Origin of the sequence: Streptomyces sp. NBC_00872 (assembly GCF_045161915.1) — a bacterium.
GTDB lineage: Bacteria > Actinomycetota > Actinomycetes > Streptomycetales > Streptomycetaceae > Streptomyces.
Genome location: NZ_CP108806.1, coordinates 6,316,688 through 6,337,095, shown reverse-complemented (window position 1 = coordinate 6,337,095; position 20,408 = coordinate 6,316,688). Strand labels below are relative to the sequence as shown.

Below are 20,408 nucleotides of genomic sequence, written 5' to 3'. Positions count from 1 at the left end.
GACGGATCCCGGACGGCCCCGGACGGATCTCGGACGCCCCCGGTCAGGTCTCCGACGGCCCCGGTCAGGCGTCGAAGCTGGCGAAGTACGTCGCCGCCATGTCCTTCTCGCCGTGGCCCTGCGCCGCCGCCCTGCGGAAACGTTCCGCGGCCGCCTCCGCGAGATCCAGACGTACACCGTGGGCCTCGCCCGCCTCGACGATCAGACGGGCGTCCTTGCCCGCCGTGGTGACCGTGAAGCTCGGGCTGTAGTCGCCCTTCAGGATCGTGTCGGACTTGGCGTGCAGATAGCCGCAGTCCAGCCCACCGCCGGAGACGGCCTCCAGGAAGTACCGCGGGTCCACATCCAGCCCCTTGGCCAGGGCGAGCGCCTCGGCCGTGCCCGCGGTGAGGGCCAGTACCCAGCTGTTGCAGACCAGCTTGAGCCGACTGGCGGCGCCGGTGCCGCCGTCCTCGGACAGCCAGACCGTACGGCTGCCGATGGCGTCGAGCACGGAGGCGAGCGGGGCGCGGGCCTTCTCGGGGCCCGCTGCCAGGATCAGCAACTGGCCGCTCTCGGCGGGCGCCCTGGTCCCCAGCACGGGGGCGTCCACGAAGACCAGACCCTGCTGACGGGCCAGATCCGCCATCGGGGCGACCGCCTCGGCACCGACGGTCGTGGACTGGAGCCAGATGGCGCCGGGGCGCAGACCGGGGCCCGCGGCCGTCATGGCCTCCAGGGCGGCGGGTCCGTCGTAGACCATGGTGATGACGACATCCGCGCCGGTCACGGCCTCGGCGGGGGTCGCGGCGACCCGCGCGCCGTCGGCGACGAGGGCTTCGGCCTTGGCGGGAGTGCGGTTCCAGACACGGACGTCATGTCCGGTGCGGCAGAGGTTACGGGCCATCGCGGCACCCATGATGCCCGTACCGATGACAGCTACTGCGAGTTGATCAGCCATGGGACCACCGTAGGACGCGGCGGTCCCGCCCGCTCACACCACCTGGTGCAACCAGCGGACCGGGGCGCCCTCACCCGCGTACCGGAACGGCTCCAGCTCGTCGTCCCACGGCTTGCCGAGCAGCTTGGCGACCTCCGCCTCCAACTGGGTCTCGCCCTGCTGGGAGCGTGCCAGCGCGGCGCGCAGCCGGTCCTCGGGGACCATGATGTCGCCGTGCAGACCGGTGACGGCGTGGAAGATGCCCAGGTCGGGAGTGGCGCTGTAGCGCTCGCCCTCGGCGGTGGGACAGGGCTCCGCGGTCACCTCGAAGCGGAGCATCTGCCAGCCGCGCAGCGCGGAGGCGATCTTGGACGCGGTGCCGGCCAGGCCCTTCCAGGAGACTTCCGCTCTCCAGGTGCCCGGCGAGGCGGGCTGGCGGATCCAGTCGAGCTGGACCCGCAGACCGAGTACTCCCGCCACCGCCCATTCGACGTGGGGGCACATCGCGCGCGGTGCGGAGTGAATGTACAGAACTCCACGTGTCGTCACCGGGACCTCCAGTGTGGGACGAGGTTCGCCTTTCCCAGCGGCCTCAGTAAACAGCATCGGGAGTGAAACTCCGCAAAAGGGACAGCATGTGACGTGATGTAATTTACCGGAGCCGAGAGATCAGGGCGCCTCTGGTTCGACGTGGGAAAAGCTACCGTGCGGCGGGGTGCCCGGGGTGACGTACGGTCGGTCCTGGTGCCGATATGCGCGAAGCTTTCACTCGGCAGGACGCCGCCGGATGCCAGACTTCGTCAGAGGAGCCAACGGGGAGGGGCCGTACATGCGCAAGAGCCTTCGGAGTGGCGGTCGGGGGCGTACGGGCCCGCGGCGCCCACGCGCCGGGCTCGCCGCCGTCACGGCCGCCGTGCTCGCCGGGACCGGGGTGCTGGCCGGCTGCGACTCCCTGGGCGGCTCCTCCCCCGACGCCGCGTCGAGAAGCGCCAGTCCGTCCCCGCGCCCCACCCCCGTCTGGGACCGCGCGCCCGCCTCGGTGGCCGCGGTCGGTGACTCGATCACCCGTGGCTTCGACGCCTGTGTGGTGCTGGCGGACTGCCCGGAGGTGTCCTGGTCGACGGGTACGGACATGGAGGTGCGCAGTCTCTCGCTGCGGCTCCTGGGGGCGCCCGCGGTGAAGCAGCGGAGCTGGAACCACGCGGTGACCGGTGCCCGGATGGCCGATCTGCCCGGCCAGATGGCCCAGGCGGCGCAGCACGGACCCGAGCTGGTCACGGTGATGGTGGGCGCCAATGACGCGTGCCGGGACTCGCCGAAGCAGATGACGCCGGTCGAGGACTTCCGTACCTCGTTCGAGGCGTCGATGCGCCAGTTGCGTGCCGGGGCGCCCAAGGCGCAGGTGTATGTGTCGAGCGTGCCGGATCTCAAGCGGCTCTGGTCCACCGGCCGGGGCAATCCGCTGGGCCGGCAGATCTGGAAGCTGGGGATCTGCGCGTCGATGCTCGGGGACTCGCAGGACATGAGCGAGCAGGCGCAGCTCCGCCGGGACATGGTGTACGACCGGGTGGTGGCCTACAACAAGGTGCTCCAGGAGGTCTGCGCGAAGGATCTGCGCTGCCGGTACGACGGCGGGGCGGTCTTCGACTACCGCTTCACCGGGGAGCAGCTCAGCCACTGGGACTGGTTCCATCCCAGCAAGAACGGACAGAGCCGGCTCGCGGAGATCGCGTACCGCAACATCACCGCGGCGGATCCGCCCGCGTAGGTCCTGTCCGGCCGGGCCGCGCGGAGGGCCGTGGCAGGCCGCGCCGCCCCGGCGTAGGGTGCTTGATCGTGACTGTCATGAACACGGAGCGCATCGGCGCGGCCCCCGAGGGTACGCCCGTTCATCGCTGGACCCTCGAACGGGCCGGAACCCGGCTGCGTCTGCTGACGTACGGCGGCGTCGTGCAGTCGGTCGAGATTCCCGACCGGGACGGGACCGTCGCCAATGTGGCACTCGGCTTCGCCGATGTCTCGGGCTATCTGGGCTCGCGCGGGCCGTATTTCGGGGCGCTGGTCGGGCGGTACGCGAACCGCGTCGCGGGCGCGGCCTTCACCCTGGACGGACGGACCCACCGGCTGGTGGCCAATGACGGGCCGAACTGTCTGCACGGCGGTGAGCGCGGCTTCGACCGGCGGGTCTGGGAGGCCGAGCGGGCCGGTGACCACGGGGTGCGGCTGTTCCGGATCAGCCCGGACGGCGAGGAGGGGTTCCCGGGCCGGCTGGATGTCTCCGCGACGTACTCGCTGGACGCGGACGGCGCGCTGCGGATCGACTACCGCGCGGTGACGGACGCCCCGACACCGGTGAATCTGACCAACCACACCTACTGGAATCTGGGCGGCGCGGGCAGTGGCAGCGCCGCCGGCCACGAACTGCGGATCGCCGCGGGCCGGATCACCCCCGTGGACGCCGCCGCCCTGCCGACCGGGGAGCTGGCGCCGGTCGACGGCACGCGCTTCGACTTCCGCAAGCCGCGCCCGGTGGGCTCCGGTTACGACCACAACTTCGTCCTCGACGGTGACGACCCGGCGGCGGAGCTGTACGACCCGGTCTCGGGCCGGGTGCTGACCATCACCACGACGGAGCCCGGACTCCAGCTCTACACCGGGGACCACTTCGACGGTGAGCCCTACCGTCCCGGTGACGGGGTGGCGCTGGAGACCCAGCACTTCCCGGACTCCCCGAACCGTCCCGGGTTCCCGGACACCGTGCTGCGGCCGGGCGAGGTGTTCCGCTCGACCACGGTCTACCGGTTCGCGGTCCGGTAGACGGGCCGGACCCGTCCGGTGAACAGCTCGGACCCGTCCGGACAGCCCGGACCCGTCCGGTGGAAACGGTCCGCCTCCGGGGCGGCGCGGTGTCAGGCCACGCGCGCCCCGGAGGCCGTCCTCACTCCCCGGAGTGCGCCTCCACGGTGGCGGTCAGCCTGCGGTCCGCGACCGAGCGGCCCGCCTGGACCTCGTAGTCACCGGGGACGAACGACCAGGCGCCCGTCTCCTCGTCCCAGATCTCGAAGGCCCTGCGCCGCAGCGGGATCCGCACCTCCACGGTCTCGCCGGGGCCCGCCTCGACGGTGGCGAAGCCCGCCAGCCAGCGCGCGGGGCGCTCCACGCCGTCGGCGGCGAAGGTGCCGGCCACGGGCGCCAGATAGATCTGGACGACCTCACGGCCCGCGCGCACACCGGTGTTGCGCAGCCGCACCCGGGCGTCGCCGGTGGTGGCGGCGATCGTCTCGTACTCCCAGTCGGTGTAGCCGAGCCCGTGGCCGAAGGGGTACGCGGGAGCCGTCCCCGCGCGCTCCCAGGCCCGGTAGCCGATGAACAGGCCCTCGGTGTAGTGGAGTTCACCGCCGTCGGGCGTCGTCGCCGAGACCGGGGCGTCGGCCAGGACGGCCGGCCAGGTGGTCGGCAGCCGGCCGCCCGGTTCCTCGGCGCCGAGCAGGACATCGGCGAGGGCGGCGCCGCCCTCCTGCCCGGGGAACCAGCTCAGCAGGATCGCGGCCACGGAGTCGCGCCAGGGCAGCTCCACCGGGGAGCCGGTGTTGACGACCACCACGGTGTTCGGATTGACCGCCGCGACGGCCCGTACGAGATCGTCCTGGCGGCCGGGGAGCTTCAGGTCCTTCCGGTCGAAGCCCTCGGACTCGACGCGCTCGGTGGTGGCGACCACGACGACGGCGGTGTCCGCGCCGCGTGCGGCCTCAACCGCCTCGGCGATCAGCTCGTCGGGGTCATGGCGCGGGCCGAGGTGGAGCAGAGAGAAGGCGACGGCCTTGATCGGGGCGTCCGGGATCTTGTGGACGGTGTGGAGGAGGGAGATCTCGACGCGCTCGCCCTCGGTCAGCTCGGCGTGCGCGCGCTCCACCGGGCCGCCGAAGAACTCCTCGAACGGATCGGAGGCCGGTTTCGGCTCCTCCGCGCCGTCGAAGAGGACCTCGCCGCCGACGGTGAGGACGAAGCCGCCGAGACCGCGGGTGCCGAAGGAGTGCTGCCCGCTCTCGCGAGGGGTGAAGGAGCCGGTCAGCTCGACGGTGTGCAGCTCGTCGTGGGTGACACCGTCGGGCAGGTCGCTGCCCGCCCACTGCACCCGGCCGCCCGGTACGGTGGCGGTCCCCAGGATCCGTCCGTCCGCCGCGCGGCAGAGAGCGGTCAGCTCGAATCCCCGCTCGGCGGCGGCGAGTTCATCACTGGGGTCGGCGCCGATCGAGTAGGTCAGGGCGCCTGCGGGAAGGGCCGCGGTGAGACCGTCGAGCGGTGGGACGACATGGTCGGGGAAGACCACGGCGGAGCCGCCGCCGAGGATACGGGCGTCACGGGCCGCCGCGCCGATGAGCGCGACCGTACCGGTCCCCGCCGGGTCGAGGGTCAGGTCGAGGGGCAGCGCGGGCCGGCCGTCCCGTACCTCGTTGCGTACGAGGACGAACGAGCGGCGGGCGATCTCACGGGCCAGCGCGTCGCCGTCCACCGGCGCGGGGAGTTCGCCGACGGCCGGCGGGGCGCCGTCGAGGACGCCGACACGGGCGGCGAGCAGCAGCACGCGCCGTACGGCCTCGTCGACGGCGGACTCCTCCGCCTCACCCGCGCGTACGGCCGCGACGAGCGCCTCGCCGTAGACCGTCCTCGGTCCCGGCATCGCGACGTCGAGACCGCCGAGGAGCGTGCCCACGGTGGAGCGCGCGGCCAGCCAGTCGGAGACGATGAAGCCGTCGAAGCCCCACTCGCCGCGCAGGACCTCGTTCTGGAGATAGCGGTGTTCGGTCATGGTCGAGCCGTTGACCTGGTTGTACGCGGCCATGATGCCCCAGGGGTGGGCATTGGCCACGATGGCCTCGAACGGGGCGAGATACAGCTCGCGCAGCGGGCGCGGGGCGACGATGTTGTCGACGGTGAAGCGGTCGGTCTCGGCGTCATTGGCCACGAAGTGCTTGACGGTGGTGCCGACCCCGCCGTCCTGGACGCCCCTGACATATCCGGTGCCGATCTCGCCGGTGAGATACGGGTCCTCGCTGTACGCCTCGAAATGGCGCCCGCCGAGCGGCGAGCGGTGCAGATTGACGGTGGGCGCCAGCAGCACATGGACCCCCTTGCGGCGGGCCTCCTGCGCGAGCAGCCTGCCGGCCCGGCGGGCCAGCTCCGGGTCCCAGGAGGCGGCGAGCGCGGTCGGCGACGGCAGGGCGACGGACGGGTCGTCGGCGGTCCAGCGGACGCCCCGGACCCCGATGGGGCCGTCGGACATCACCAGGGAGGCCAGCCCGATCTCGGGGAGCGCGGGCAGGGACCACATGTCCTGCCCTGCCAGCAGCCGGGCCTTGGCGGCCAGATCCAGTTTGCCGAGCGCCGCCTCGACAGCGGCGTTGCGGGCCTGATCGGCCCGGGTGTTGGATGCGCCTGCCACGGCCGTACCTCCTCGTCGAGTACCGGTGAATGGTGACATGGTGGCCCCATTATCTGTAGATGAGTAGATTACGTTATCCATTCGTTATGTGTGGGGGACCGCGGGTGACGGTGGACGGAGCGGAAAGGAATCCGGCTGATGGCGAGAGCCAGAAGCGAGGAGCGGCGGGCGGAGATCCTCCGCGCCACCCTCGAAGTGATCGCCGAGCGCGGCTACCGGGGCATCACCCTGGGCGCGGTGGCCGAGCGGGTCGGTCTCACCCAGCAGGGACTGCTCCACTACTTCCGCACCAAGGAGGCGCTGCTCGTCGCCGTCCTGGAGGAGCGCGACCAGTGGGACACGGGCGGCGGGGGCGGCGGCCGGCAGGGCTGGCGGCTGGAGCTGCTGACCTCGCTGGTCGAGTACAACGCGATGCGTCCGGGGATCGTGCAGACCTTCTCGGCGCTGCTCGGTGAGAGCGTCACGGAGGATCATCCGGCCAGGGAGTTCTTCACCCACCGCTACGAGCAGGTCCGGGGCGAGATGGCGGACGTGCTGCGCGACGAGTTCGGCGACCGGCTGCCGGGCGGGCTCACCCCGGAGCGGGCCGCGCCGCTGCTGACCGCCGTGATGGACGGACTCCAGTACCAGTGGCTGCTGGACCCGGAGTCGGTGGACATGCCGGCGGCGTTCCGCGACTTCCTGGCGCTGCTGCGCTCGGGAGGCCCGGGGCCGCGCGACTGACCGGCCGGGTGCGTACGGCCGGCGGCCGGGGGCAGGCGACCGAGCGGCCCGGTGCGCGCGACCGGCCGGCGGGCGCGCGCAACTGGCCGGCCGGCGGGCGGAGTTGCGGCCGGTCAGGCGCCATGGTCAGAAGACCGGTGCGGAGGCGATACTTCCGCCACCCGACGGAAGGACTCCCGTGAGACTCATGAGGCACATGAGCCGGACAGGTGTACGCATATGGACACGCGGACGGATCCGCCCGGAGCTGACCGGACTCGTACTGCTCACCGCCACCGCTCTCGCCCTGGCCGCGCCGCCGCCGCTCGCCACCGCCCGGCCGGTCCCGGCCGCCGGGACCGCCACGGCCCCCAGCGCCGCGGCCCCCACCGTCGAGGAGCAGCGTCTCGACCGGGCCGTGCCGCAGGAGATCCTGCGGCGCAGCGGTTTCGACGGGGTGGCGCCGGAGTTCGTACGGTCACTGCGCCACGCGGACTCCTACGCCGAGGCGGAGCGGACCGTCGCACGGCAGGGGGCGCGGCTGTGGCAGCGGGCGGTGGACCGGGCGCAGGGACGCGGTCCCGCCGGCGGTGATCTGAGCCGGGACGACGACCGGCCGCTGTACTGGGCGCGGCTCGCGATGACCCGTGAACTGCGCCAGTGGGAGCCGGGGTTCCAGCTCTCCGAGAGCGCGCGCACGGCCCTGCTCGGCACGCTGGAGCGCTCCTCGCGCGGCCAGGACTCGCTGACTTTCCCCGGCGGGAAGGCGGACGGGGCCAAGGGCAGGGGCGGGAGCGAGGACAAGGACAAGGACGAGAACAAGGGCAAGGGCCGGCAGGGCGTCAAGCGGATCGTGATGACCGGGTTCGACCCGTTCACCCTGGACAGCGACATCCGGATCAGCAATCCGTCGGGGGCGACGGCGCTCGCCCTGGACGGCACCGTCATCAGGACCGCCGACGGGCCGGCCCGTATCGAGACCGCCGTCTTCCCGGTCCGCTGGGCGGACTTCGCCGACGGCACGGTGGAGCGGGCCCTGCGCGGCCCGCTGTCCAAGGCCGATCTGTTCACGACGGTGAGCCAGGGCCGGGTGGGCCGGATCGATGTCGAGCGGTTCAACGGCGCCTGGCGCGGCGGGTTCGGGGACAACGACAATGTCTCCGAGACCGGGCTCGTGCCGGTGAGCGACCCGGCCTCGCAGCCGCAGTGGACGGTGACCAGCCTCCCGTACGCCGCGATCACGGCGGCGGCGACCGGACGGTTCCCGGTGTACGACAACACCTCGGTGACCGAGGTCCCGGCGGGCGCGACGGCTCCGGTGGTACGGCCCGCCGGACCGACGCCCGGTTCCGCGGCCCGCGCGGGCGGCGGCGGGGACTATCTCTCCAACGAGATCGCCTACCGGGCGACGCTGCTGCGCGACCGGCTCGGCCTGGACATCCCGGGCGGCCATGTGCACACGCCGGTCCTCCAGTTCGGGGCCGGGAACACCAATCCCGCGACCGGGACGGTGACCGATCCCGAGTTCGTCCAGAACCGGCTGGACATCATCGCCCAGATCAGGGCGATCATCACGGTGGCCGCCGAGTCCTCCTGACCCGCTCTTGGCCGACTCCTGACCGGCGCCTGACCGGCTCCGACCGCAGGCCGGGCGGTCCAGGACAGACCTGGCCCGCCCGGCCCGCGCGGAGGCCTCATGGCCTCCCAGGCCGGCCTCCCACACCCGCGGAGTCCAGCCGGACAGGACCGCGAAGTCCGGCCGGAGAGGGACTACTTGTCGAGGGTGAGCGGTGCGCCCGTCCGGGGCGCACCCTCGCCGCCCGCTCCGCCGTCCGGCACATCCTCCCGCGCCGGCGCCAGCTCACGGGCCATCAGCGTGGCCCCGGCCACCGCGCCCGGCATCAGGAACACCGCCACGACCGGTACGAGAAAGGCGAGCGTCAGCGGCACACCGAAGCCGAGGGCCAGCATCCGGCGGCCCCGGAGCAGGGTCAGACGCTCCTTCAGCTCGATACCGCGCCGCTGGAGCGCCACCGCCGTCAGCTCCTCCGTCAGAAAGAAGCCGGACACACAGAAGCCGAGCACGGGGATCACGGTCTGGCCGACGACCGGGATGAAGCCGAGCGCGAAGAGCAGGACGCCGTAGAGCGTCACCCGTACCAGGATCCGCAGGCTGTCCCGGGCGGAGATCAGCAGCTCGCGCCAGAGGGGCAGGCCCGACTCGGGGACCTCGCCGCCCTCGGCGCGGTCGACCGCCTCCGAGAGCGACTCGTAGAAGGGCTGGCCGATCAGCAGGGTCACCGCCGTGAAGGTGATGACCGCGAGAAAGAGACCGAGCGCGAAGACGAGCGCGGTCAGAAAGCCGCGGAAGAGACCGGGCCAGGGTGAGGACCAGTCGTCGGCGAAGGGGGTCGCCCAGGCCGTGAGATCGTCGGCGCCGTAGAAGAGCGCGACGAGCGCGCCCGCGTAGAGCACCAGCGTGACCAGACCGGGCAGCAGCCCGAACCCGAACCACCGGCCATGGCCCACGACCCAGCGCTGGCCCTTCATCAAGTAGCCGAAGCCGGCCCCGAGATCATGCATGAGGTTCAGCCTACCCACGACATGGACACCCTCTTGTCGTTCGGTCGCTCACCCTGTAAACCCTGCTTACCGATCACTGTCGATCGATTGTTAATACCACCGATCACTTCTGATCATTTCCGAAAGCTCGGAGGGTACAGACGCATGGGGATACCCAGACCTGTCCTGCTGACCACCGCCGTTACGGCCGGTGCTCTGCTGCTCGCCCCGCTCCCCGCCACCGCCGCTCCCGGGCGTGATACCCAAGGGTCGCACCCCGTGAGGGAGAGCGGCGGCCCGGCCTCCGTGGCCGCCATCGAGACCGCCACCGCCACCGGGAAGTCCTCCGCCGCCGCGCTCACCGCGCTCACCGCCCTCGGCACACCCGGTCCCGCGCTGCGCAAGGACGGCGGCTACCCGCGCCGTACGGTCCTCGACACCACGCCCGAGAACCCGGCCGACAAAGCGATCAAGCTCGGTCTGGCCCCGTACCACTCCCTGGCTCCCCGGCTCAACGCCCTCCAGAAGCAGGGCGACCGGGTCAGCGTCGAGGTCACGGGCCGCTCCGCCGGCGGACACGAGCTGTATCTCGTCACCGTCACCGCGCCCGAGAGCGCGCACGAGGCGCGCGAGCAGGAGCGGATGCGCGAGCTGATCGAGGACTCCCCCGCGTCCGCCGCCAAGGACCGCCGGATCAAGTCCGCCTACAAGACGCCGGTGTTCATCAACAACAACATCCACGGCAACGAGTGGGAGGGCACCGACGCCGCCCTGAAGCTCATCGAGGAGCTGGCGAAGGCGAAGGACGGCAGGACCCGCGATCTGCTCGCCAAGAACCGGATCTATCTCAATGTGACCGCCAACCCGGACGGCCGGATCGCCGGTACCCGCGCCAACGGCAACAACTTCGATCTGAACCGGGACTTCATCACCGGCTCGCAGCCCGAGACGCGCGCCATGCGGCAGATCGCCATCGACAAGCAGCCCGCCGTGATGCTCGATCTGCACGGCTATGTCAACGGCACCCTGATCGAGCCGACGACCCCGCCGCACGGCGAGAACTACGAGTACGACCTCTTCCTGAAGAACACCTACGCCAACGCCCTCGGTATGGAGAAGGCGGTGAACGATCTGGGCTACACCTCCGCGAAGGACGGTGTCGAGCCGCCCGTCATCCCCTTCCGCGACCAGCAGGAGGGCTGGGACGACTGGCCGCCGATCTTCACCCCGCAGTACATGGCGTTCCAGGGCGCGGTGGCCTCGCACACCGTCGAGATCCCGATGCGGGTCAACAACGCCTCGTACGACTCCCTGCCCGTCGAGGAGCTGCGCCGGCGGTCCGCGATCAACACGGACATCGCGGGCGCGGCGATGCGCGCGACCCTCGACTACGCGTACCGCAACCGCACTTCGGTGATCGCGGACCAGATCGAGACATTCCGGCGGGGCGCGGCGGGCGAGGCCCAGCGGCCGGTCTCCGAGCAGACCGTGCCCGGTGTGCCGGGCATCGGCCCGGAGGACGTGTACACGACGGAGTTCCCCCGGGCGTATGTGATCCCGGCGGGCGAGGGCCAGCGCTCCGCGACCGCGGCGGCCCGGCTGGTGGACCATCTCATCGCCAACGACGTACGGATCGAGCGGGCGTCGGCCGGCTTCCGGCTGGCGGGACGCTCGTATCCGGCGGGCTCGTATGTCGTCGACATGCACCAGTCCAAGCGCGGGATCGCCAATGTGATCCTGTCCGAGGGACGGGACATCAGCGCCGACGTCTCCACCATGTACGACATCTCGGGGTGGAGCCTCGGGCTGCTGTGGGGCGCGAGCGTGGACAAGGTGCAGAACGTCAGCGGCGGACTGCGGCTGCACAGCCGTACGGTCCACGCCGCCGCGCCCACCGGCTCGGTCGCGGGCGGCAGCCGGGGCCACGGTGATCTGCGGCTGCGCCTGGACGACCCCAAGGAGCTGACCGCTCTCAACTCCCTGCTGGCGCAGGGAGTGAACGTACGGCGGGCGGCGGACGGTTCCGCGATCGTGCCCTCCTCGGCGCGTCGTCAGGCCGTCGTCCTGGCCGACCGGTACGGCGTGGTCTTCGCCGCCACCAAGGAGAAGGGGTCCGGTTCGCCGCACCGTACGCGGGTCGCCGCCGCCGTGACGCCCGGTGAGCTGTTCGGTCTGCGCGAGATGGGCTTCGAGGTGGTCCCGGTCTCGACCGCGGTCCTGAACGCGGGCTTCGACTGGTCCGCCGCCGATGTGCTCTACGTCTCCTCGGGTCTTTCGTACACCGGTCTCGACGCGGCCGCGCGCGAGGCTCTGAACGGATTCCTGGCCGGGGGCGGGGGAGTCGTCGGACTCGGTTCCGCGGGTGCCTCCTTCAACACGGCGGCGGGTCTGCTGGCCGCCAGGGCCGTGGCGGGCAACGGTGACGCCAACGGTGTGGTGCGGGTGGCCAACGCGGGCGGTCCGATCACCGGCGGCGCCCTCGCGCACACCTTTGTCTACTCGCCGCGGTGGTTCACCGACCTGGGCCCCGGAGTGCGGGCCGATCAGTCGTACGGCACCGGCAATCCGCTGGTCTCGGGCCACTGGCGCGCGAACGGAAGCGGTACGGGCGGGCCCACGGACGCGGCGGGCAAGGCCTCGATCGTGAGCGGAACGTCCGCGCAGGGCGCGCCGGTCGTGCTGTTCGGCACCGAGCCGCTCTTCCGTGACCACCCCAAGGGAGTGTTCGCGCAGCTCGGCCGCGCGCTGCTCGCCTCCGCGAAGTAGTACCCGGCGGACAGAGCCCGAGGGCCGGACCCCGCGCGGGGTCCGGCCCTCGGTCGTTCAGGTCGTTCAGGTCGTGCTGTGCGCCGCGCTGTGCGATCAGGCGACCGACAGCTCGACCTTGATGTTGCCGCGGGTCGCGTTGGAGTAGGGGCACACCTGGTGCGCCTTCTCCAGCAGGTCCTTGGCGGTGGCCTCGTCGACGTTCGGGATGGACGCCGTCAGCTCGACCTCAAGACCGAAGCCGCCGGCCTCCGTCTTGCCGATGCTGACCTTGGCGGTCACCGTCGAACCGGAGATGTCGGCCTTCTCCCTGCGGGCGACCACACCGAGCGCACCCTGGAAGCAGGCGCTGTACCCGGCGGCGAAGAGCTGCTCCGGGTTGGTCCCGGCGCCGCTGCCACCCATCTCCTTGGGCGGGTTGACGACGACGTCGAGCTTGCCGTCGTCGCTGGAGACGCGGCCGTCACGGCCGTTCTCCGCGGTGGCGACGGCGGTGTAGAGGACATCGATATTCTGGATGCTCATACGGTGCGTTCCTCCTGTTGTACGCCGCGGCTCGCGCCCACGGACCACGACGGTCTGAGTCGAGCCTAACGGCTGGCGCTAGGTCCTGTCCGGTCGATCTTCGTGGGCCCGGAACGCCTGGCACGGCACCTCGCCGCGTTGTCGGAGTCACCCGAGTACATCCAGTACACGGGCGATCCTCCGCCTTGCGATGCACCGCGCCAGACGCCCCGGGCTGATCCACGAAGATCGACCGGACAGGACCTAGTTGTTGAGTGTGACGATCATCTTTCCGGTGTTGTCACCGCGCAGTACTCCCAGGAACGCGTCGAAGGCGTTCTCGATGCCCTCGACCACGGTCTCGTGGTACTTGAGCTCACCGGAGGCCAGCCAACCCGCGACGTCCTTGACGAATTCCGGCAGCAGTCCGTAGTGATCGGTGACGATCATGCCCTGGAGGCGCAGCCGCCTGCCGATCGCGAGGGCGAGATTGCGCGGGCCCGGGGTCGGCTCCGTGCTGTTGTACTGCGAGATCGCGCCGCACAGGACGACCCGGCCGAAGACATTGAGCGAGGAGATCGCGGCTTCGAGATGCTCGCCGCCGACATTGTCGAAGTAGAGGTCGACACCGTCCGGCGCGGCCGCCTTGAGCTGGTCCCTGACCGGGCCGTTCCTGTAATTGAACGCCGCGTCGAAGCCGTACTCCTCGACCAGGAGCTTGACCTTCTCGTCCGAGCCCGCGGAGCCGATCACCCGGGCGGCGCCCTTGATCCTGGCGAGCTGGCCGGCCTGGCTGCCGACGGCTCCGGCCGCGCCCGAGACGAAGACGGTGTCGCCCTCCTTGAGGGAACCGATCTCCAAGAGGCCCGCGTAGGCGGTGAGACCGGTGCCGCCGAGCACCCCGAGATAGGCGGAGAGCGGAGCGAGGGAGGCATCGACCCTGACCGCGCGCCCGGCCGGGAACTCCGCGTACTCACGCCAGCCCAGACCGTGCGTGACATGGTCGCCGACGGCGAAGTCCGCACTGCCGGAGGCGATCACCTCGCCCACCGCCGCGCCGTCCATCGGCCGGTCGAGCTGGTACGGAGGCACATACGACTTGGCGTCGTTCATCCTGCCGCGCATGTACGGGTCGACCGAGAAGTGCAGATTGCGGACCAGGATCCGGCCCTCACCGGGCTCGGTCACCGGCACCTCGCGCAGAGCGACATCCTCCGGCCGCGGCAGGCCATGGGGACGGGCGACGAGATGCCAGACACGGCCGGACTCGGGAAGTGCGGTCATGGAGCGGGGCCTCCTCAGTTGATTCCTCGGATTCCTCGACGGTGAGCCGGGACCGGGGCCGATGGCCTCACGGCATAAAGCTTCACCACCTGAAAGAACCATGCTCCTGAATATTTCATGTTGTCAAGCAACTGGCTATGCTCGTGTCCATGGCCACTCCACGCGCGGACCCGCTGACCCTCGAAGTAGTCGAGCTGATCGGCAGCGTCGTGGCCCGCTACTACGAGGAGTACGACCAGGCCGCGGCCGAACACTCCCTCACCGGCGCGCAGGCGCGCGTCCTGCGACTCCTTTCCCTGGAGCCCATGCCCATGCGCCGGATCGCCCGGAAGCTGAAGTGCGAGCCGTCCAATGTCACCGGCATCGTGGACCGGCTCGAAGCGCGTGGCCTGGTGGAGCGGCGTCCGGACCCCGCCGACCGCCGGGTGAAGCTCGCCGCTCCGACCGAGAAGGGGCGGGCGACGGCGGCGCTGCTGCGGAACTCACTGGACTTCGCGCGGGAGCCGCTCGCGGAGCTGTCCGAGGAGGAGCGCGGAGTGCTGCGCGATCTGCTCAAGCGGATGCTGGGCGAGAACGCGGAATAGCGCCCGCGTGCGGAAAATCGCGTACGCGGATCAGCGGATCACATGAGCGGACGGCGTAGGCGGACAGATACACGGATCAGGCACACGGACCAGGCAGACGGATCAGGTGCGGCGATCAGGAGCAGAAGATCCACAGGATGCAGGTCTCGGTCGGCTCGGGGGCCGGCGGGGGCGGCGGTGGAGGCGCCTGTGTCGTCGGGCTTCCCGAGGTGGGCTCCCCGGTGGGCCCGGAAGGACCGGTCGTCCCCGGTGTGGAACCGTCGGGACCGGGTGAGCCGGACTCGGACGGATCCGGGCTGTCCTCCCCCGTGTCATCCGCCGGGGCGGAGGATGACACGGCCGCCTCGCCGGACGCCTGCGTACCGGGTTCACCGCTGCCACCGGGTCTCGCCGAGCCGCTCGTACCGGGGTCCGCGGACGGCGCGGGTCCTGGATCGTCGGGGGCCTCGGGCCGCTCCGTGTCCCGCGGTCCGCCCTCGAAGTCGACCGGGGTCTCCTCCTTGACGGCGGTGGCGTCGTCCTTGCCCGGGGACTCCATGGCCAGCTCGGCCAGGCTCAGCGTGGCGAGCGAGAGCAGTACGCCGAAGGTCGCTATCAGCACCTTGCGCCGGCGCTTGCCGCGCGCCCGGCGCGGTTTGGTACGCCCACGAGGCCGGGACTGGCCCTTGCGGCGGCGCGAGGACGAGCCGCGCCGTCCCGGGCCCGGCTCGGGGTGGCGGCCGGTCAGTACGAGTTCGTCCAGGACGATCTCACCGTCCGGCGCGTCCTCGTACTCTCCGTGATCTTCGGTGCCTTCGCTCTCCCGGTCCGGGCGGCGGCTGTGTTGCGGCCCGGGGGATGGCGGGGCTTGCTGCCGCAGCTCCTCGGCGGGGGTGCCGCATCCGGCGCACGCCAGTGCTCCGTTGAGGTGCCGTCGGCACTGGTCGCAGTAGTCCATGGCGCCCCGCACATTATGCGGCGGCGGGGCGACGCGCATAGACGAGCCTGTGAGGGTCTTGTGTGGACTCCCGTGTCACACGTGTCCCAGGCGGCCCACGTGTACCGGCAAGATGGCGGTATGACGTCCAATGGACCGTTCGGTCCGCTCGAATTCCAGCTCGTCCTGCTGCGGCGGATGGCCGACCATCAGCCGGAGCTGGTCGACGACGCCCGCCGTGAACTGGGGGTGTCACTGTCGGAGATGCGTGAGGCGAACCGCCGCTGGCAGGCGATGGTGCGCGCGCCCCGGGGCCGCGGCGCGCTGTCCCGCTACCGCTCCGTCCTCGGCGAACCGGAGCTGACCTTCCGTCGGGCGGTCGGCGATCTGGAGTGCGACGCCCTGCTCTGGCCCGTACCGCTCTGGCCCGGACTGCGGTTCGAGGTGATGGTGGCGCCGGGCGGGGCCGTATGGAACGAATGGCTGGTACGCGCGCCGGGGGCGGCCGGTCCCGAGCCGCGTACGGCGGAGGATCTGCGCCCCTGGTCCTGCACCGTGGACGAGGTCGCGCGGGCGTTCCCGCCCGCCCGGCCGATGGAGGGCGGCGCCCCCACCAAGCTGCGGCTGGCGTTCACTCTCCCGGGCGGCGGTTCGGGCGTCGCGGAATTCACCTGGGGGCTGTTGCAGGAGTGGTCCGGGACCCGCTGAGGCGATTCGGGGCGGGCGGGGCACGACCCGTCAGCGGCACCGGACATGGCGCGGCCGGACGATCCGGACCCGCCCGTACGACCGGGCCGTACGCGTCTCCGTACGGCCCGGGGACCGGCCGCCGACGCCTGCCGGCGGGCCGTCAACTCCGTACGCCCGACCGGCGCAGCCCAGCGCGCGCCGCGCGGGCCGTCGCAGCACGATGCGAACAGGGCCGGCCGCCGCCGGTGAACCCATCAGCGCTCTCGGGAGACCCTGCCGTGACCGTCAGTCTTGAGCAGTTGCGACGCTGCCACATCGCCGTCGACCTGGGGGCCGCCAGGACCCGGGTCTTTGTCAAGGGGGCCGGGCTCGTCGTCGACGAACCGAGCGTCGCCGCCCTCAACACCCGGACCGGCGCGCTCATCGCCGTCGGCGCGCTCGCCGAGCAGATGACGGGCCGTACCCCCGACTACATCCAGGTCGTCCGGCCGGTCTCCGGCGGGACGGTCGTCGACATCGAGATGGCCCAGCGCATGCTCCGTCATCTCCTCGGCGACAAGCTCCGGCGTCAGCTCCGCCGCAAGCCCCGGCTGCGCGCCGCCGCCTCCACCCCGCACGACAGCGACCCGCTCGCGCAGCGCGCCTGCGTGGAGACCCTGGTCGGTCTCGGTGCGCGCCGGGTCGAGCTGGTCGACACCCTGATCGCCGCGGCCGTCGGCTGCGGGCTGCCCGTGGAGCAGCCCACCGCCAACATGATCATGGTCTGCGGCGCGGCGACCACCCAGGTCGCGGTTCTCTCCCTCGGGTCGATCGTCACCGCGCAGCGGATCCCGATCGGCGGCAACGCCATCGACCACGCGGTGATCCAGCATCTGCGTCACCAGCACGAGCTGCTGCTGCCCAGCCAGTCCGTACGCCCGTTGCAGCTCGCGCTCAGCGACCACGGCCTGACCACGCGGGGCCCCAGCACCACCGAGATCCACGGCCGGGACGTGGCCACCGGAGTCGCCCGTTCGGTGCTGGTGGACACCGCCGCCGTACGGGACGCGATCTACTCGCCGCTGACGGCCGTCCTCGACGGGATCGGCAAGGTGCTCAGGGACTGCCCGCCCGACCTGGTGGCCGATCTCGCGGACGGCGGGATCACGATGGTCGGCGGCAGCGCGCTGATGCCCGGTCTCGACCAGATGCTGCGCGACGCGACCGGCATGCCGGTGGCGATCGCGGAGCGCCCCGACATCTGCGCCGTACTGGGCCTCGGTGCGATGCTGGAGGGAAAGGTCCAGCCGATGGTCCTGAACCCGCTGGCCGTGGTCCGCTGACAACGGCCGCTCGACCGACAGCCGCTTCACCGGCCGCCGTGCGACCGGCCGCCGCACGACGGGCGGTCGGCCAGGGGCGTGCGGGGCGGGTGAGAAGACGAGCTGTGCGATGAGCGGAGAAGGCGGCGGGAGGGGGAAGAACGGCGGGGCGGCGCGGGAGCCGGGTCCTCGTGCCGGTGGTCCTCGTGCCGGTGGTCCTCGTGCCGGTGCCGAGTCGGACGACGGTATGGCGCCCGAGCCCCTGCTGCCCGCGCTGCTGGAGGCGGTGCTCGGCATCGGCACCGAACTCGAACTGCGACCCGCGCTCCAGCACATCGTCGACACCGCCACCGAACTGATCGGTGCCCGCTACGGCGCCCTCGGTGTGATCGATCCCGAGCGCGGCCGGCTCACCGAGCTGTTCACGGCCGGAATCAGCGACAGCGAGCGGGAGCGCATCGGACGGCTTCCCGACGCGCGGGGCGGGCTGCTCGGCCTACTCGTCCGGGACGCGCGGCCACTGCGGCTGGACGATCTGACGGCCCACCCCCGGTTCGCCGGCATGGTGCCCGGCCATCCCCCGATGCGCTCCTTCCTCGGACTGCCGGTCCAGGTGGACACCGTGGTCCTGGGCAGTCTCTCCCTCGCGGAGAAACGGACCGGTCCCTTCACCGAGCAGGACCAGGAGCTGCTGGGGGTGCTGGCCTCGCAGGCGGGCATCGCGATCGGCAACGCCCGGCTGTACGGGGCGGCCCGGCGGCGCGAGCGCTGGATCAAGGGGGCCGCGGCGGTCACCACGGCGCTGCTGCGCGGGGAGAACGCGGCCGACTCGCTGATGACCGTCGCCGAGTCGGCCCGACTGCTCGCCGACGCCTACGCGGGTGTGGTGCTCCAGCCCACCGAGGAGGGCGGGATGGAGATCGTCGCCGCGTCCACGACCGGCGACCCGGACGGGATCGTCGGCACCATCATCGAGCCCGGCTCCCCCGTACTGGTCCAACTGCTGGGCGGAGAGCCGGTGTTCATCGAGGACTCGTCGACCGATCCCCGGATGACCACCCATGTACGGTCCCGCTTCGGGCCGAGCATGATGCTGCCGCTCCAAAGCGGCGGCAAGCTGATCGGCACGCTCGCCCTGCCGCGCCGGCGCGGCGGCCGTCCGTACAGCGCGGTGGACAGGCTGCTGGCCACCCAGTTCGCCTCCCAGGCCGCGGTCGCGCTCGTACTGGCGGACTCCCGGCAGAACCGGCAGCAGCTCGCGGTGTACGAGGACCGCGACCGGATCGCCCGCGATCTGCACGATCTGGTCGTCCAGCGCCTCTTCGCGACCGAGATGATGCTGGAGTCGACCAGACGGCGCGCGGGCACACCGGAACTGGACGAGCTGCTGGGCCGGGCCGTGGACGAGCTGGACTCCACCATCCAGGAGGTGCGGACCACGATCTTCGCGCTCCAGCAGCCGCCCGCCGACGCCCCGACGAGCGTGCGCGGCAAGGTGCTGCGGGAGGTGGACGGCGCGGCGGTGCTGCTGGGCTTCCGGCCGTCGGTGCAGTTCACCGGACCGGTGGACACGCTCGTCGGCGAACCGGTGGGCCGGCGGCTGCTGGCCCAGGTACGCGGCGCTCTCGCCGCCGCGCACCGGCGGGAGGGGGTGACGGCGATCGAGGTGGAGATCGACGCGACGGCGGAGCTGCCGGACGGGCTGGAGGGGGTACGGCTGGTCGTCACGGACAACGGCGTGGGCGAGGACGGCGAGCGCGGTACGACGACGACCTGGGAGGAACCGCGCCAGGGGCCGTAGGGCGTGTTCGGGCCCAGGACGCGGAAGAGGCCGGGCCGGGCCGGCCCGTCCCGGCCCGTCCGTTCAGCGCAGGAGCGCGTGGAGCGAGGCCGTCAGCCGCGCGGCGAAGGCCTCCCGGGTGTCCGGGTCCACCAGTTCCAGGGACAGATACGGATTGAGGTCCTCCAGCTCGACGAGCAGCAGTTCCCCGTCCGGGGCCCGGCAGGCGTCCACCCGCTGTATCCCGTGCGCGAGACCGTTCCAGTCGATGAACCGCCGCGCGAACTCCAGATCCGCGGCCCCGGCCTCGTACGGCTCCAGTTCCCAGCGCCGCCCCGGGTCGGGCGCGTACAGGGCGTACTGGAAGTCCCGGTCGATGAAGTAGAACGAGACCTCGTAGCGGAACGGGATCCGTGGCTGCACCAGCACACCGTCGGGGCCGCCGAGGGAGAGCTCCGCCAGCCGCTCCCGCGCGACGAACTCCATCCCGATCGAGTCCGCGCCCAGCCGCGGCTTCACCACATAGGTGCCGGCCGCCGGCAGCCGGCCGAGGTCCTCGGCGCGGTCGACGGTCGGTATGACCGGGTATCCGGCGGCGCTCAGCTCCGCCAGATACCCCTTGCCGGTCATGTCCGCCCGGCCGGTCAGCGGGTTGTAGACCCGGACCCCCGCCGCGCGGGCCCGGTCGCGGAAGGCGTCGTACTCCTTCCGGTAGTGGAGCACGGGCCCGCTGTTGCGCACCACGACCGCGTCGAAGGACCCCATCAGATGTGCGGCGTCGAGCGGATGGCACAGCGCCACGGCGAAGTCCCGCCGCAGCCGGGAGGAGAGCCGGATGTCCTCGTCGCAGTATCTGCGGCCCTTGGCCTCATAGCCGAGATCGGTGACATAGAGAAGGGCGGACACGGTGCTCCCGGTGCGGATCGGGGAAGGGGGAAGCCACGGTACGGGAGCGTA

General features: G+C 71.7%; 17 protein-coding genes. 9 read left to right on the top strand and 8 right to left on the bottom strand.

Annotation, left to right across the window (positions count from 1 at the left end):
• Positions 1-64: 64 nt before the first annotated feature.
• Positions 65-940, bottom strand: coding sequence for an NAD(P)-dependent oxidoreductase (locus tag OG214_RS27105; RefSeq protein ID WP_363082107.1), 876 nt, complete (start codon positions 938-940; stop codon positions 65-67).
• Positions 941-973: 33 nt separating this feature from the next.
• Positions 974-1,468: a DUF3145 domain-containing protein gene (locus tag OG214_RS27100; protein ID WP_363082108.1), complete on the bottom strand. Its 495-nt coding sequence runs from the start codon at positions 1,466-1,468 to the stop codon at positions 974-976.
• A gap of 280 nt (positions 1,469-1,748) precedes the next feature.
• Here OG214_RS27100 and OG214_RS27095 point away from each other — a divergent pair, with 280 nt between their 5' ends.
• Together OG214_RS27095 and OG214_RS27090 are read left to right on the top strand one after the other, a co-directional pair.
• The gene (locus OG214_RS27095) at positions 1,749-2,687 is read left to right on the top strand and encodes an SGNH/GDSL hydrolase family protein (protein WP_363082109.1); all 939 of its coding nucleotides are present in this window, start codon (positions 1,749-1,751) and stop codon (positions 2,685-2,687) included.
• Between the two features lie 77 nt (positions 2,688-2,764).
• Positions 2,765-3,736, top strand: coding sequence for an aldose epimerase family protein (locus OG214_RS27090; RefSeq protein ID WP_405986209.1), 972 nt, complete (start codon positions 2,765-2,767; stop codon positions 3,734-3,736).
• 121 nt (positions 3,737-3,857) lie between these two features.
• Here OG214_RS27090 and OG214_RS27085 read toward each other — a convergent pair whose 3' ends face one another.
• The gene (locus OG214_RS27085; RefSeq protein WP_405986208.1) at positions 3,858-6,401 is read right to left on the bottom strand and encodes a beta-glucosidase; all 2,544 of its coding nucleotides are present in this window, start codon (positions 6,399-6,401) and stop codon (positions 3,858-3,860) included.
• A gap of 99 nt (positions 6,402-6,500) precedes the next feature.
• On the opposite strand from OG214_RS27085, the gene OG214_RS27080 reads away from it, so the two are divergent.
• Both OG214_RS27080 and OG214_RS27075 read left to right on the top strand, forming a co-directional pair.
• A complete protein-coding gene (locus OG214_RS27080; protein WP_382860412.1) occupies positions 6,501-7,085 on the top strand; it encodes a TetR/AcrR family transcriptional regulator in 585 nt (194 codons plus the stop codon).
• Between the two features lie 196 nt (positions 7,086-7,281).
• Positions 7,282-8,661 (top strand): pyroglutamyl peptidase, encoded by a 1,380-nt coding sequence (locus tag OG214_RS27075; RefSeq protein ID WP_405986207.1) that lies wholly within the window; start codon positions 7,282-7,284, stop codon positions 8,659-8,661.
• A 173-nt stretch (positions 8,662-8,834) separates the two neighbouring features.
• Here OG214_RS27075 and OG214_RS27070 read toward each other — a convergent pair whose 3' ends face one another.
• On the bottom strand, positions 8,835-9,647 hold the full coding sequence (locus OG214_RS27070) for an EI24 domain-containing protein (protein WP_405986206.1): 813 nt from the start codon (positions 9,645-9,647) through the stop codon (positions 8,835-8,837).
• Between the two features lie 144 nt (positions 9,648-9,791).
• Between OG214_RS27070 and OG214_RS27065 the strand changes: the two genes are divergently transcribed.
• A complete protein-coding gene (locus OG214_RS27065; RefSeq protein WP_405986205.1) occupies positions 9,792-12,392 on the top strand; it encodes a M14 family zinc carboxypeptidase in 2,601 nt (866 codons plus the stop codon).
• Between the two features lie 96 nt (positions 12,393-12,488).
• Here OG214_RS27065 and OG214_RS27060 read toward each other — a convergent pair whose 3' ends face one another.
• Both OG214_RS27060 and OG214_RS27055 read right to left on the bottom strand, forming a co-directional pair.
• Positions 12,489-12,917, bottom strand: coding sequence for an organic hydroperoxide resistance protein (locus OG214_RS27060; protein WP_405986204.1), 429 nt, complete (start codon positions 12,915-12,917; stop codon positions 12,489-12,491).
• Positions 12,918-13,160: 243 nt separating this feature from the next.
• Positions 13,161-14,180, bottom strand: coding sequence for an NADP-dependent oxidoreductase (locus tag OG214_RS27055; protein ID WP_405986203.1), 1,020 nt, complete (start codon positions 14,178-14,180; stop codon positions 13,161-13,163).
• Positions 14,181-14,329: 149 nt separating this feature from the next.
• On the opposite strand from OG214_RS27055, the gene OG214_RS27050 reads away from it, so the two are divergent.
• Positions 14,330-14,764 (top strand): MarR family transcriptional regulator, encoded by a 435-nt coding sequence (locus OG214_RS27050; RefSeq protein WP_363081663.1) that lies wholly within the window; start codon positions 14,330-14,332, stop codon positions 14,762-14,764.
• A gap of 115 nt (positions 14,765-14,879) precedes the next feature.
• Here the strand turns inward: OG214_RS27050 and OG214_RS27045 are convergent, their stop codons facing one another.
• Positions 14,880-15,701 (bottom strand): hypothetical protein, encoded by an 822-nt coding sequence (locus OG214_RS27045; RefSeq protein ID WP_405986202.1) that lies wholly within the window; start codon positions 15,699-15,701, stop codon positions 14,880-14,882.
• Positions 15,702-15,821: 120 nt separating this feature from the next.
• On the opposite strand from OG214_RS27045, the gene OG214_RS27040 reads away from it, so the two are divergent.
• The 3 genes from OG214_RS27040 (at position 15,822) to OG214_RS27030 (ending at position 19,472) form a co-directional block, all read left to right on the top strand.
• Entirely contained in the window at positions 15,822-16,388 is a 567-nt protein-coding gene (locus OG214_RS27040; protein ID WP_405986201.1) for a hypothetical protein, read from the top strand.
• A 260-nt stretch (positions 16,389-16,648) separates the two neighbouring features.
• Positions 16,649-17,692 carry a rod shape-determining protein gene (locus OG214_RS27035; protein WP_363081666.1) on the top strand — a complete coding sequence of 348 codons (1,044 nt, stop codon included), beginning with the start codon at positions 16,649-16,651 and terminating at the stop codon, positions 17,690-17,692.
• A gap of 226 nt (positions 17,693-17,918) precedes the next feature.
• Positions 17,919-19,472, top strand: a complete 1,554-nt coding sequence (locus OG214_RS27030) for a GAF domain-containing protein (protein ID WP_405986200.1) — start codon at positions 17,919-17,921, stop codon at positions 19,470-19,472.
• Positions 19,473-19,535: 63 nt separating this feature from the next.
• Here OG214_RS27030 and OG214_RS27025 read toward each other — a convergent pair whose 3' ends face one another.
• The gene (locus tag OG214_RS27025; RefSeq protein ID WP_363081668.1) at positions 19,536-20,357 is read right to left on the bottom strand and encodes a hypothetical protein; all 822 of its coding nucleotides are present in this window, start codon (positions 20,355-20,357) and stop codon (positions 19,536-19,538) included.
• Positions 20,358-20,408 lie beyond the last annotated feature (51 nt).